Here is a 13,013-nt window from a genome sequence, read left to right as displayed (position 1 = left end):
CTACCAAACACTTGTTAGGGAAGCGGGTCGGGCCCGCCCGCTCCGCTCGGCCCGCGCGGAAGGGAGCCAGGCGAGTGAGGCTGACACCAGAACAGGAAGCGCTGCGATCCGCCGTACGGGCACTGCTCGCGCGGCACGAAGGCGCGGCCGCCTGGCGCCCGCTGACCGAACAGATCGGCGTCGCAGGCCTCCTCGTCCCCGAGGAGTACGGAGGGGCGGGCTGCGGGGCGCGGGAGTCCGCCGTGGTGCTGGAGGAGCTGGGAAGGGCGCTGAGCCCCGCTCCCTGTCTCGGTTCCGCCGTGGTGGCCGTGCGCGCGCTGCTCGCCTCCGGCGACGCCGCCGCGTGCGCCCGCCTGCTGCCCGGCATCGCCGACGGCACGACGGTGGCCTCGCTCGCCTGGGCCGAGGACGGCTCCTGGGACCCTGCGGCCCTGCGCGGCGAGGCCACGCAGCACGCCGAGGGGAACTGGCGGATCACCGCGGCCAAGGAGCACGTCCTCGACGGCTCGGACGCCGACGTGGTGCTCGTCGCCGCCCGCACCCGCTCGGGCGTCTCGCTCTTCGAGGTGGCGGCGCGGGACGGCGGGCTGCGCCGCGAGGCACTGGTCACCATGGACCAGACCCGCTCGCTGGCGCGCCTCGCGTTCGACGGGGCCGAGGGCCGGCTCATCGGGGCGGACGGCGACGGGGCCCGGGTCCTCGCCCACGTCCTGGACCATGCGTGCACCGCCCTGGCCGCCGAGCAGGTGGGCGCGGCCGAGCACTGCCTCCAGCGCACGGTCGCCTACGCCGGTCAGCGCGTCCAGTTCGGCCGCCCGATCGGCTCCTTCCAGGCCGTCAAGCACCGGCTGGCGGACGCCTACGTGCTGGTCGAGTCGGCCCGCTCGGCCGCACTGGGCGCGGCCGTCGCGGCGGACGCCGACGCACCGGACCTCACGCTCCACGCGGCCGCCGCCAAGTCGGCCTGCTCCGAGGCGCTCACGGCGGTCGCGGGCGAGATGATCCAGCTGCACGGCGGCATCGGCATCACCTGGGAAGCCGACGCCCACCGCTACTTCAAGCGCGCCCACGGGGCGGCGCAGCTCTTCGGCCCACCCGCCTGGCACCGGCAACGGCTCCTGGCCGAACTGGGCCTGGCTGCGCCCCGGCCGGGTCTGTCCGCGGCGGGCGGCACCGCGCGGCAATGACGCCTTGCGGCGGCGCCGCTCGCTCACCCCTTCGGCCGTGTCCGGATGGCCACGGCGGCGCGTGAGCAGCAGCGTGGAGGCACCCGACCCAGGGAGCATCCGATGGCTCAGCCGACAGCACCGGGGCCCGCCCCTCAGGGGTCTTCCGGCAACAGCCCACACACCCGCGCCTGGGCGGTCGGAGGCACCGTGTTCGCCGGGGTCGTGCTCGTCGTGAACGGTCTGCTGGACATCCTCAAGGGCATCACCGCGGTCGCCTCCGACCAGATCTACACCGGGATCGACGACTACGTCTTCCGGTTCAACCTCACCGCGTGGGGCTGGGCCCTGCTGGCGGTCGGCGTGATCGCCCTGGCCGCCGGTCTCGGCCTGCTCGCCGACGCGCTGTGGGCCCGGATCGTGGGCGTCACGATGGCCTCGCTCAGCCTGCTCGCGAACTTCCTGTGGCTGCCCTACCAGCCGCTGTGGGCCGTCGTCTCGATCGGCCTCGGCGCCTGGGTGATCTGGGCGCTGACGGCGAACCGCTCGGTGGGCTCCTCCTCCCTGTGACCCTTCGGGCCCGGACTCTCATGCCGTCCTGCCGCCGCCCCTGACTCCGGCGGCTCCGGGCGCGGGGGCCGTCGCGGCCGCGGGGGCGATCAGGTCCCGGATGTCCTCGGCCGCCCGCCGCGCCCGCGTGCCCAGTTCGGCGAACCGCGACTCGGGAACCCTGTCCTTCGGGCCCCACACGCTCACGACGGCCACCGGCCGCTGCCAGGCGTCGAGCACGGGAGCGGCGACACCGTTCAGCTGCGGCTCCAGCTCGCCGAGGCTGACGCTGTATCCCTGCGTGCGGATGCCGGCGAGCTCGTCGTGCAGGGCCCCCCTGTCGGTGCGGGTGGTTTCGGTGAACTCGGCGAGGGGCCCTGAGAGCATCGCCTCCACCTCCTCGGCCGGCAGCCAGGCCAGCAGCGCCTTGCCCGCCGAGGAGGCGTGGATCGGCACCTGGCGCCCCAGCCAGCGTGCCGTCAGCACGACGGGCGGGGTCACCTCGTCGACATAGGTCAGTCCGAGGCGCTGGGCGACGGCCAGGTTCGCGGTCTCGCCCGACTGGTGGCACAGCCGCTCCAGCACGGGGTGCGCGCGCCGGATCAGTCCCTCGATGCCCGCGGTCGCCGCCATCGTCGTCACGGCCGAACCGATGGTGTAGCGGTTGGTCAGCGGGTCCCGTTCGACCATCGCGTGGTGTTCGAGGGTCGCCAGCAGCCGCCAGGCGGTCGCGCGGTTGAGCCCGCACTCCACCGCCAGCTCCGCCACGGGCCTCCCTTTCGGCGCGCTCGCCGCCACGGCGTTGAGCAGCGCGATGGCGCGCTCCAACGACTGCACCCGGCCGCCTGCCGGGGGCCCGCCGGCCTGGGGTGCCTGTTCCTGTTCGTCGGGGGCGTGTGCCGCCGCCATCCGGTGCCTCCTGCCACGTCTTCTCTCCTCCCGGCAGCGTAATGGGCCCGCGTGGCCCGCCCCTCCCCTGAGCGGGGCGAGCGACGCGTCCCGCTCCGCGCCGCCTCCCGGGGAGCCGACGGGCGGCCTGTCCACGCTCCGCGCTTGACGAGGCGGCCGCACGCTCCGTACGTTCACATTACGAGCGACCGCCGCATAATGCGAACGACGACATCTGTGCGGCGCCCGCGTACCGCGCACCGCGAGGAGGTTGGATGAGCAGCGCCACGGGAGAGCCCGGCCGCCCCGACAGGGTGGTGACCCCGTACGAGGGGACAGGGCACAGGGACTGGGACGACGCCAGGGAGATCCCCACTCCGCTGCGGCTGCACGACACCCCCGTCAGCCCCCGGTGGGTCGACTACAACGGACACATGAGCGAGTCGTGCTACTTGCTCGTCTTCGGGGACAACTCCGACGCCTTCTTCCGCTACATCGGGATCGGCGAGGAGTACCGCGCGGCGGGACGCTCCCTCTACACGGTCGAGTCACACCTGCACAACAAGCGCGAAGTGACCGAGGGCGAACCGCTCCGGCTCAGCCTGCGGCTCCTCGACTTCGACGCCAAGCGCGTCCACCTCTTCCACGAGATGCGGCACGGCGCCGACGGGACGCTGCTCGCCACGGCCGAGCAGATGCTCGTGCACGTGGACGCCGGCCAGGGGCGTTCCTGCCCGCTGCCCACCGAGCTGCAACAGCGTCTGGGCGCCATCCACCGCGCCCACTCCGCGGCCCCGCTGCCCGAGGTGGTCGGCAAACCGATGGGCATCCGACGAGACCGGAACACGTGAGGGAGCACAGCACATGCAGTTCGCGCTGACGGACGAACAGCGGATGATCGTGGAGACGGTGCGGAAGTTCGTCACCACGGAACTCGACCCGCACGCCGACGAGGTGGAGCGGACGGACGAGGTGCCGCCGCAACTGGCCCGGCGGATCAGGAAGAAGGCGCTCGACGCCGGGCTCTACGCGGCGAACATGCCGGCGGAGCTGGGCGGCGCCGGGCTCGACGCCGTGAGCATGACCCTGGTCGAACGGGAACTGGGGCGTACCGGATACGCGTTGCAGATGCTCGTCGCGCGCCCCAGCAACATTCTGGAGGCCTGCCGGGGCGAGCAGCGGGAACGGTACCTGCTGCCGACGATCAGGGGGGAGCGGCACGACTGTCTGGCCATGACGGAGCCGGGCGCCGGGTCGGACGTACGGAGTATGAAGACGCGCGCCGAGCGGGACGGCAACAGCTACGTCCTCAACGGCACCAAGCACTTCATCAGCCATGCCGACGCCGCCGACTTCGCCGTCCTGTTCGCCGCCACCGGCACCGAGGAGACGGCACGCGGCACCAAGAGCCTGATCACCGCGTTCCTCGTGGACCTCGACACCCCAGGCGTCGAGGTGCGGCGCGGTTCGCCGTGCGTCTCGCACCGCGGCTACCACCAGTGTGAGCTCTCCTTCACCGACGTGCGCGTCGCCACAGCGCAGCGGCTCGGCGAAGAGGGCAAGGGCTTCGAGCTGATGGGCGAGTGGCTGGGCGCCAGCCGGCTGTCCGTGGCCGCGACCAGTGTGGGCCGCGCGCGCCGGGTGCTGGAGATGACGACGCAGTGGGCGGCCGAGAGGGAGCAGTTCGGCCGGCCCATCGGACGCTTCCAGGGAGTCGGCTTCCCGCTCGCCGACATGGCGACCGAGCTGGAGGCCGCAGAACTGCTGACCCTGCGTGCCGCGTGGAAGCAGGACCAGGGGCTCATGACCGACCAGGACGTGGCCATGGCCAAGCTCTACGCCACCGAGTCACTGGCCAGGATCACCGACCGTGCGGTGCAGATCTTCGGCGGCATGGGGCTCATGGAGGAACTCCCCATCGAACGGTACTGGCGCGACGCGCGTGTCGAACGGATCTGGGACGGCACCAGCGAGATACAGCGCCACATCATCTCCCGCTCCATGCTGCGTCCGCTGGGCTCCTGATGAGCGGGCGCAGCGACGAGACACGCACGGGGCGCGGCCCGGCAGTGGAGCCGCAGCGGGACGCGGAGCCCTCCCCCCGCACGGAGGCCGCGGACTCCTCCCTCAACACCGAGGCACGGGGCGGCCGTTCGCAGCGGCTGCGGCGGTTGCTCGCTCCCCGGCACATCGCCGTGGTCGGCGGGGCGAGCGCGGCCGAGGCGGTGCGGCAGTGCCGCGCCATCGGTTTCACGGGCCGGATCTGGCCCGTCCACCCCCGCAGGGAGCACATCGAGGGGCTGCCCTGCCACCGCACCGTGGCCGATCTGCCCGAGGCACCCGACGCGGCGCTGGTCGCCGTACCGAACACGGCGGCCGTCCCCGTGCTCGCCGCACTCTCCGCGCGCGGCGCGGGCGGCGCGGTGTGCTACGCGGCGGGCTTCGCCGAGGACGGCGCGGACGGCGCCCGGCTCCAGGAGGAGCTGCGCGAGGCGGCAGCCGGCATGCCGGTCATCGGCCCCAACTGCATCGGCGTGCTCAACTACCTCGACGGCAGCGCCCTGTGGGCCGACCAGCACGGTGGGGCGAGGGTCGCCAGCGGGGTGGCGGTCATCACCCAGAGCGGCAACATCGCCCAGAACCTCACCATGCAGCGCCGTTCGGTGCCACTCGCCTACGTCGTCACGGCAGGCAACGGCGCGGTGACGGGCGTACCGGAGCTGATCGAGAGCATGCTCGACGACCCGCGGGTGAGCGCGATCGGGCTGCACCTGGAGGGCATCGACGATGTGGCGGGCTTTTCGCGGGCCGCCCTCGCGGCCCTCGACGTGGGCATACCCGTGGTGGCTCTCAAGACGGGCAGCTCCGCACTGGGCGCACGCGCCAACCTGAGCCACACCAGTTCCCTCGCGGGTTCGGACGTGCTGTGCGACGCGCTCTTCCGCCGGCTCGGCGTCGCGCGCGTGCACGAGGTCGGCACCTTCCTGGAGACGCTGAAACTCCTGCATGTGCACGGGCCGCTCGCCGGGACTCGCGTCACCTCGGCGAGCTGCTCGGGCGGTGAGGCCGCGCTGATCGCCGACGCCGCGCAGCAGCACGGCGCACACCTGCCCGAGCTGCCCGCCGCCGTGGCCGCCCGGCTGCGCCAGGTGCTGGGCGACCACGTCCACGTGGCCAACCCGCTCGATTACCACACCTACATCTGGGGCGACGCCGAGGCGCAGCGCGCCTGTTTCACCGCGTTGCAGGGCTCGGGGTTCGACGTCAACCTGCTGCTGCTCGACCTCCCGCGCGACGACCGCTGCGCACCGGGGCTGTGGACGACCACGATGGACGCCTACACGGCGGCGGCACAGCAGACCGGCGCACCGGCCTGTGTGGTCAGCTCGCTGCCCGAGGGGCTGCCGGAGGACGTCAGCGACCGGCTGCTGGCACGCGGCGTCGCGCCGATGCACGGCATGGCCGACTGCGTGCGGGCGATCGCCGCGGCCGGGGAGATCGGCCGGGCGCGCCAGCGGCACCTGCGGGAGGGCACCGTGCGACCGGCGGGGGCAGCCGCGCCCGGCCCTGCGCCTGCGGAGCCGACGGCGCCGCTGGATGAGTACGCCGCCAAGCAGGAGCTGTCCGCACACGGTGTGCGCGTGCCCCGAGGACGCGTCACACGGCAGTCGGCCGTCCGGGCGCCGGACGAGGCCGCGGACCTGGCCGCGGAGCTGGGCTTTCCCGTGGTGGTCAAGGCGCTCTCGCCGGCTCTCGCGCACAAGAGCGAGGCCGGCGGGGTACGGGTCGGGCTCACCGACCGCGAGGCGGTGCGCGAGGCGGTCCGCGCGATGGCCTCACTCGCCGAGTGCTTCCTCGTCGAGGAGAGGGTGCCCGAGCCGGTGGCCGAGCTGCTCGTCGGCGTCCACCGCGATCCCCAGTTCGGCCACGCTCTCACCGTCGGTGCCGGCGGCGTGCTGGTCGAACTCGTCCGGGACACGGCGACGCTGCTGCTGCCCGCAGGGCGCGAGCAGATCGAGGAAGCCCTGGCGTCGCTGCGGATCTGGCCCGTGCTGCGGGGGTTCAGGGGAGGCCCGGAGGGCGACCTGGCGGCGGCCGTCGACGCGGTGCACGCCGTCGCCCGGTACGCGCGCCACGCCGCGGTCGCCGAGATCGACGTCAACCCGCTGCTCGTGCTGCCCGCGGGGCGGGGCGCGGTGGCCGTCGACGCGCTCATCAGGCACCAGGCGTGCGGAAGTGGGACATCAGACGCGAAGAAGCCGGACGCGAGGCGCGCAGAAGGAGGACGAAACACGTGAGTGCGGGAGAGGACAGCAACGTGGACGAGCACGGAGGCGAGCAGGCGGAATCGGTGACGACGCGGGTGTGCGACGGCGTCCTGGTGGTCACGCTCGACCGGCCGAAGGCCAACGCGATCGATGTGCCCACCAGCCGCAAGCTGTACGCGGCCTTCGACCGGCTGCGGCGGGACGAGGGGCTGCGCGCCACGGTGCTCACCGGCGGCGGCCGGCGGTTCTTCTCCGCCGGATGGGACCTCAAGGCGGCGGCAGCCGGCGGAGAGGGCATCGAGGCCGACCACGGACCCGGGGGCTTCGCCGGTCTGACGGAGTTCTTCGCTCTGGACAAGCCGGTGATCGCGGCGGTCAACGGGCTCGCGGTGGGTGGCGGTTTCGAACTCGTGCTGGCCGCCGACCTGGTCGTCGCCGAGGAGCACGCCGAGTTCGGCCTTCCTGAGGTCGGCATCGGCATGATCCCCGACTCGGGCGGCGTGCTGCGCCTGCCCAGGCGGCTGCCGCGCGCCGTCGCGAGCGAGATGCTGCTCACCGGGCGGCGGATGGGCGCCGCCGAGGCCGCCCGCTGGGGACTCGTGAACCAGGTCTCAGGCGGCCCGGGGACGGCGGTCGACGCCGCGCTGGCGCTCGGCAGGCGGGTCGCGCAGGGTGCGCCGCTGGCGCTCTGTGCTGTCAAGGAGGTGCTGCGCGAGACGGAGGCGCTCGGCGTCGAGGCGGCCTACGCGCACATGCGCGGCGGTGAACTGCCCCGCTACCGCGCTATGCTCGACTCCGAGGACGCCCAGGAGGGCCCACGCGCCTTCGCGGACAAGCGCTCCCCTCAGTGGCGGGGCCGGTAGCGGTCAGCGTCCCCGGTGGCCGGGCCGGGGGCGCCCGCGCGCAGGCCGTCCATCACCAGGTCCATCAGGCGCCTCGCGCGGGACTGCCAGTCGGTGCGCGGGTCGATCTGCCACAGGCCGGCGATGGCGAGGAGGAAGTCCTCGGGGGTCACGCCGGGGCGGATCGTCCCGGCCCGCTCATTGGCCTCGATGAGCGCGCCGATCGCCCTGGTCAGCGGACCGTGGCCGAGGCCCGCCAGCGTGCCGCGCGCACTGGTGGCCTTGCGCAGCGCGTCGGCCAGCCCCGCCTTGGCCATCGCGTACTGGGCGAGCCGGTCCATCCACTCGCGCAGCGCGCGGTCCGGCGGCCGGGTCCCGAGCAGTTGGTCGGCCGTGTCGGCCACCTGCTGGACCTCGTAGCGGTAGACCTCCAGGACCAGCGCCTCTCTGCTGGGGAAGTTGCGGTAGAAGGTGCCCTGTCCGACACCTGCCTTCTTCGCGATGGCGCTCAGCGGCGCGTCCGCCGCGCGGGTCAGCTCCGCCAGGGCCACTTGAAGGATGCGCTCGCGGTTGCGCTGCGCGTCCGAGCGCAGCGGGGCCTTCGGCTTGGGGTCCGGCACTCGTGCTCCTCTCCGTCGTCCCGCCGCCCAGCACCCCGCGCGGCACGGCCGTCGCCGCGGGTGGCTCTTGCGAAAGCGGACAACTGTCCTCTACGTTCGGGACGACCGCACATGGACAGTTGTCCGCTTCCCGTCTTCTCACCATAGCGGCGGACGGCGGCACAGTGGCCCGGGCCGCCTGCCGCACCCGCCGCGCACACCGCACGCGCCCGACCGACTCGTCCCGCACCGCACTCCCGAAAGAAGCCGCCCATGGCGCCTGCCACTGCCAGCGCGATCACGTTGACCGTCAACGGAGAGAAACACACCCTGACCGTCGATCACCGCACCACCCTGCTCGACGCGCTGCGCGAGCGCCTTCAGCTGACCGGCACCAAGAAGGGCTGCGACCAGGGCCAGTGCGGCGCCTGCACGGTGCTGGTCGGCGGCCGCCGCGTCGTCTCCTGCCTGCAACTCGCGGTCGCGGTGGGAGACGAGGACGTCACCACGATCGAAGGCGTGGCCGACGGCGAGCACCTGCACCCCGTGCAGCAGGCCTTCCTCGACCTCGACGGGTTCCAGTGCGGCTACTGCACGCCGGGCCAGATCTGTTCCGCGCTCGCCGTGCTGGAGGAGCACGCGGCGGGCTGGCCGAGCGCCGCGACCGAGGACGTAAGGCCCGAGGCGGGACCGCCCGCCCTGACCCCGCAGGAGATACGGGAGCGGATGAGCGGCAACCTGTGCCGCTGCGGCGCCTATGTGTCGATCGTCCAGGCGGTCGCGCAGGCCGCCGAACAGACGGGCGGACGGACCGCCGAAGAGGCCCAGAAGGAGACGAAGGAGCCCGCCGCGTGAAGGAGTTCACCTACGAGCGGGCCCAGGACGTCGGCGGCGTCGTCGCCCTGCTCGACGCCGACCCGCAGGCACGCTACCTGGCCGGCGGCACCAACCTCGTCGACCTGATGAAGGCCGGGGTGGAGCGTCCTGGCCGGCTCGTCGACGTGCGCGCGCTGCCGCTGGACCGTATCGAGTCCACCGACGACGGCGGGCTGCGCATCGGCGCCACGGTCACCAACAGCGACCTCGCCGCCCATCCCCACATCCGGCGCGACTACCCCGCCCTGGCCCAGGCGATCCTGGAGGGGGCCTCAGGACAGCTGCGCAACATGGCGACCGTGGGGGGCAACCTTCTGCAGCGCACCCGCTGCGCCTACTTCACCGACACCGCGTTCCCCTGCAACAAGCGCACGCCCGGATCCGGCTGCCCGGCCCGTACCGGCGAGCACCACAACCACGCGATCCTCGGCGCCTCGGAGCACTGCGTGGCCGTCCACCCCTCGGACATGGGGGTGGCGCTGGCCGCGTTCGACGCCACCGTCACCTACGAGACGGCCGAGGGGGCCGGGGAGCTGCCGCTCGCCGACTTCTACCTGCCGGTGGGCGAGACCCCGCACGTGGAAACGGCGCTGCCTCCGGGCGCGTTGATCACCTCGGTCACGCTGCCGCCCGCCCCGGTGGCGGCGCTCTCCCGCTACCGCAAGGTCCGCGAGCGCGCCTCGTACGCCTTCGCCATCGGCTCGGCGGCCGCCGCGCTCGACGTCTCGGACGGCGTGGTGCGCGAGGTGCGGCTGGCCTTCGGCGCCGTCGCCTCGCGCCCTTGGCGGGCCCGTACCGCCGAACGCGTACTGACCGGGCAGCCGGCCTCGGGCGAGGCGTTCGCCGAGGCCCTCGACGCCGAACTGGCCGCCGCCGAGACCCTTCCGCTCAACGCCTACAAGGTGCCCCTGATGCGCAATCTCGTGCTCGCCCTGCTCACCGAACTGGCCGAGGAGGCCGCCCGATGACCACCACGGCGAAACCCCCGGCCGTCGGGGTCGCCCACTCCCGTGTCGAGGGCCGCGACAAGGTCACGGGCGCCGCCAGGTACGCGAGCGAACACCACTTCGAACAGCTGGCGCACGGCTGGTTCGTGCTCTCCACCGTCGCACGCGGACGCGTCCGCGCCGTCGACGACGAGGCGGTACGTGCCATGCCGGGGGTGGTGGCCGTGCTCCACCACGGCAACGCGCCGCACGTGGCCACCGACTACGTCTCCTTCCTCGGCCCGCCCGACCCCACCTGCGCGATCTTCCAGCACGACCGGGTGCCGCACGCGGGATGGCCGGTGGCGCTCGTGGTCGCCGAGACCCCCGAGCAGGCCAGAGAGGCCGCCGAGGCGCTCGTGGTCGAGTACGACGAGGAAGCGCACGACACCGGCTTCCGCGCCGACAGGGCCGACGCCTACGTTCCCGAGGACGGCCAGCACGTGGCGACCAAGGGCGACCTGGACGCCGAACTGGCCGCCTCCGCCGTGGTGCTCGACGCCACCTTCAGCACACCCGAGCAGCACCACAGCGCCATGGAACCGCACGCCGCCACAGCCAGGTGGGACGGCGGACGGCTGGAGGTCTTCGACTCCAACCAGGGCAGCATGTGGGTGGCGGACGAGCTCGCCAAGATGTTCTCCCTCGATCCGGCCTCCGTGCGGGTGCGCTCCGAGCACATCGGTGGCGCCTTCGGCTCCAAGGGCATGCGGCCGCACCAGACCGCCGCGGTGATGGCGGCGACCGCCCTGCACCGCCCGGTACGCGTCGCGCTGACCCGGCGGCAGACGTTCGCGATCACCGGGTACCGCAGCCCGACCACACAGCGCGTGCGGCTCGGGGCCGACCCGGACGGGCGGCTGCGCGCCTTCGGACACGAGGTGCTCAACCTCACCTCCACGCTGCGTCCCTTCGTCGAGACCAGCGCCGTCCTCGGCCGCGTCCTGTACGACGCCGAGGCACACCACACGGCACACCGGATCGTCGAGCTGGACGTGCCGACGCCGACCTGGATGCGTGCCCCCGGGGAGGCGCCGGGCTCCTTCGCGGTGGAGACCGCGTTGGACGAGCTCGCCGAACACCTCGGCATGGACCCGATCGCGCTGCGGGCCCGCAACGAACCTGCCGTCGGGCCGCTGTCCGGGCTGCCCTTCAGCAGCCGCGACCTGCTGGGCTGCTTCACCGAGGGAGCACGCCGGTTCGGCTGGGCCGACCGCGATCCGCGGCCCCGTACACGCCGCGAGGGCCGCTGGCTGCTCGGCACCGGCACGGCGGCCGCAACCTACCCCTCGGGGGTCGCGCCGTCCACCGCTTCGGTGACGGCGGAGCCCGACGGTGGTTTCACCGTACGGATCTCGGCCGCGGACGTGGGCACGGGCGCCCGCACGGCGCTGACTCTCGTCGCCTCCGAGGTCCTCGGCGTCGACCCCGCACGCGTCACCGTGCGCATCGGTGACAGCGACTTCGGCCCCGCCTGGGTGGCGGGCGGCTCCATGGGCACCCGCTCCTGGTCCTGGGCCGTCACCTCGGCGGCGGAGGAGCTGCGCGACCAGTTGGCGCTCAGGGGGCAGGACGTCCCGCCGGAGGGTCTCACGGCCCGCGTGGACACGGCCCGGCTGCTGGCGGAACTCGCGAAGAAGGAACGGCACTCCTTCGGGGCCCAGTTCGCCGAGGTGGCCGTCGACGTGGCCACCGGCGAGGTCCGGGTACGCCGCATGCTGGGCATCTTCGCGGCGGGACGCATCGTCAACCCGCTCACCGCCCGCAGCCAGCTGGTCGGCGGTATGACGTGGGGCATCTCCATGGCCCTGCACGAGGAGGCCGTCCGCGACCCCGCCTCGGGCAGGCAGCTCGGCGCGGACCTGGCGGGCTACCACGTCGCCGCCAACGCGGACGTCCCCGTGGTCGAGGCGGACTGGATCGACGATCCGATTCCCGACGACCCCCTCGGCATCAAGGGCGTCGGCGAGCTGGGCATCGTCGGTGCCGCCGCCGCGATCGCCAACGCCGTCTGGCATGCGACCGGCGTGCGCCACCGGGACCTGCCGCTGCGCCCGGACCGCGTACTGCGCGCTGAGGAGGCCGGTCAGGGCGCGTGACGGCGCGCCCCGCCGTCAGCCATGGCGCGGCACGGGGTGCCCCCGGTATCGACCGGAGGGCACCCCGGCTGCGCCGGGCCGGCGTGCGACGGCAGGAGGCGCCGGGCCTCACACCGAGGAGCCGGGCGGGAGCCAGCGGTAGCAGCCGCCGCCCCGCTCGTTCAGCCAGCCGTTCACGCTGCTGAGGCCCCGCTCGTTCAACTGCCCCTCGTGGATGCCGTACGCGCGTCGGGGCCCGACGGCGCGCACGAAGTCGATCGCCTGGTCCGTGCGCAGCCAGGACGCCTGCAGGGGAACCAGCAGGGTCTCGACCGGGGAGCCGGGCAGGTCCAGGGCGTCGCCCGGGTGGTAGAGGCTGTCCTCCACGAGATAGCCGAGGTTCGGGCAGTCCGGCAGGTCGCCGTGGACCCGGGCGTGCCGTCCGCCGTGGGCGCGCACCCGGAAACCGGCCGCGGTGAACTCCTCGCCCGGCTCGACGCCGGTGAAGTCGAGACCGGGCAGCCGCGCCCCCGCGGGGGCGTGGACGGGCACGCCAAGGGCCTTCAGCCGCAGCCCGTCGACGTGATCGGCGTGCTCGTGGGTCACCAGGACCGCGTCCGCGCCGGCGAGGGCCCGCGGCTCGCTCCAGATACCGGGGTCGATGACCAGCGCCGCGCCTCGGGCGCTCTCCAACCGGACACAGGCATGGGTGTACTTGGTCAGCCGCACGCGCGTGAGCGTACGCCTCGGGGGCGCCGCGG

Annotated in this window: 12 protein-coding genes; 9 read left to right on the top strand and 3 right to left on the bottom strand. The window is 73.6% G+C overall.

What is annotated here, in order from left to right; genetic code table 11:
• Positions 1-74 precede the first annotated feature (74 nt).
• Together MMF93_RS31420 and MMF93_RS31415 are read left to right on the top strand one after the other, a co-directional pair.
• Positions 75-1,187, top strand: a complete 1,113-nt coding sequence (locus tag MMF93_RS31420; RefSeq protein WP_242756552.1) for an acyl-CoA dehydrogenase family protein — start codon at positions 75-77, stop codon at positions 1,185-1,187.
• Positions 1,188-1,289: 102 nt separating this feature from the next.
• Positions 1,290-1,736, top strand: a complete 447-nt coding sequence (locus tag MMF93_RS31415) for a DUF7144 family membrane protein (protein WP_242756551.1) — start codon at positions 1,290-1,292, stop codon at positions 1,734-1,736.
• An 18-nt stretch (positions 1,737-1,754) separates the two neighbouring features.
• On the opposite strand, the gene MMF93_RS31410 is transcribed toward MMF93_RS31415, so the two are convergent.
• A complete protein-coding gene (locus MMF93_RS31410) occupies positions 1,755-2,624 on the bottom strand; it encodes an IclR family transcriptional regulator (protein ID WP_242756550.1) in 870 nt (289 codons plus the stop codon).
• 254 nt (positions 2,625-2,878) lie between these two features.
• Here MMF93_RS31410 and MMF93_RS31405 point away from each other — a divergent pair, with 254 nt between their 5' ends.
• Genes MMF93_RS31405 through MMF93_RS31390 form a run of 4 tightly spaced genes read left to right on the top strand, consistent with a single transcriptional unit; the run spans position 2,879 to position 7,734 of the window.
• Positions 2,879-3,454: a thioesterase family protein gene (locus MMF93_RS31405; protein WP_242756549.1), complete on the top strand. Its 576-nt coding sequence runs from the start codon at positions 2,879-2,881 to the stop codon at positions 3,452-3,454.
• Positions 3,455-3,467: 13 nt separating this feature from the next.
• Entirely contained in the window at positions 3,468-4,628 is a 1,161-nt protein-coding gene (locus MMF93_RS31400) for an acyl-CoA dehydrogenase family protein (protein WP_242756548.1), read from the top strand.
• Entirely contained in the window at positions 4,628-6,901 is a 2,274-nt protein-coding gene (locus MMF93_RS31395) for an acetate--CoA ligase family protein (protein ID WP_242756547.1), read from the top strand. The genes MMF93_RS31400 and MMF93_RS31395 overlap by 1 nt, the downstream gene beginning before the upstream one ends.
• Positions 6,898-7,734: an enoyl-CoA hydratase-related protein gene (locus tag MMF93_RS31390; protein WP_242756546.1), complete on the top strand. Its 837-nt coding sequence runs from the start codon at positions 6,898-6,900 to the stop codon at positions 7,732-7,734. The genes MMF93_RS31395 and MMF93_RS31390 overlap by 4 nt, the downstream gene beginning before the upstream one ends.
• Here MMF93_RS31390 and MMF93_RS31385 read toward each other — a convergent pair.
• Positions 7,716-8,333: a TetR/AcrR family transcriptional regulator gene (locus MMF93_RS31385; RefSeq protein WP_242756545.1), complete on the bottom strand. Its 618-nt coding sequence runs from the start codon at positions 8,331-8,333 to the stop codon at positions 7,716-7,718. The genes MMF93_RS31390 and MMF93_RS31385 overlap by 19 nt on opposite strands.
• Positions 8,334-8,585: 252 nt before the next feature.
• On the opposite strand from MMF93_RS31385, the gene MMF93_RS31380 reads away from it, so the two are divergent.
• From MMF93_RS31380 to MMF93_RS31370, 3 genes are read left to right on the top strand one after another with little or no spacing between them, the layout of a single operon-like run.
• Positions 8,586-9,167, top strand: coding sequence for a (2Fe-2S)-binding protein (locus MMF93_RS31380; RefSeq protein WP_242756544.1), 582 nt, complete (start codon positions 8,586-8,588; stop codon positions 9,165-9,167).
• Positions 9,164-10,156, top strand: coding sequence for an FAD binding domain-containing protein (locus MMF93_RS31375; protein WP_242756543.1), 993 nt, complete (start codon positions 9,164-9,166; stop codon positions 10,154-10,156). The genes MMF93_RS31380 and MMF93_RS31375 overlap by 4 nt, the downstream gene beginning before the upstream one ends.
• Positions 10,153-12,273 (top strand): xanthine dehydrogenase family protein molybdopterin-binding subunit, encoded by a 2,121-nt coding sequence (locus tag MMF93_RS31370; protein ID WP_242756542.1) that lies wholly within the window; start codon positions 10,153-10,155, stop codon positions 12,271-12,273. Before MMF93_RS31375 ends, MMF93_RS31370 begins: the two co-directional genes overlap by 4 nt.
• Before the next feature lie 108 nt (positions 12,274-12,381).
• Here MMF93_RS31370 and MMF93_RS31365 read toward each other — a convergent pair whose 3' ends face one another.
• Positions 12,382-12,981 (bottom strand): MBL fold metallo-hydrolase, encoded by a 600-nt coding sequence (locus MMF93_RS31365; RefSeq protein ID WP_242756541.1) that lies wholly within the window; start codon positions 12,979-12,981, stop codon positions 12,382-12,384.
• Positions 12,982-13,013 lie beyond the last annotated feature (32 nt).

The organism is Streptomyces tubbatahanensis, from assembly GCF_022699385.1.
In the GTDB taxonomy this organism is placed as follows: Bacteria; Actinomycetota; Actinomycetes; order Streptomycetales; family Streptomycetaceae; genus Streptomyces; species Streptomyces diacarni.
Note: the sequence above shows the minus strand (reverse complement) of the source record. Positions and strands in the feature narration are given on the sequence as shown.

Coding starts and splice junctions, on each gene's coding strand:
- MMF93_RS31415 (WP_242756551.1), top strand. CDS start 1,290: ATGGCTCAGCCGACAGCACCGGGGCCCGCCCCTCAGGGGTCTTCCGGC.
- MMF93_RS31410 (WP_242756550.1), bottom strand. CDS start 2,624: ATGGCGGCGGCACACGCCCCCGACGAACAGGAACAGGCACCCCAGGCC.
- MMF93_RS31405 (WP_242756549.1), top strand. CDS start 2,879: ATGAGCAGCGCCACGGGAGAGCCCGGCCGCCCCGACAGGGTGGTGACC.
- MMF93_RS31400 (WP_242756548.1), top strand. CDS start 3,468: ATGCAGTTCGCGCTGACGGACGAACAGCGGATGATCGTGGAGACGGTG.
- MMF93_RS31395 (WP_242756547.1), top strand. CDS start 4,628: ATGAGCGGGCGCAGCGACGAGACACGCACGGGGCGCGGCCCGGCAGTG.
- MMF93_RS31380 (WP_242756544.1), top strand. CDS start 8,586: ATGGCGCCTGCCACTGCCAGCGCGATCACGTTGACCGTCAACGGAGAG.
- MMF93_RS31370 (WP_242756542.1), top strand. CDS start 10,153: ATGACCACCACGGCGAAACCCCCGGCCGTCGGGGTCGCCCACTCCCGT.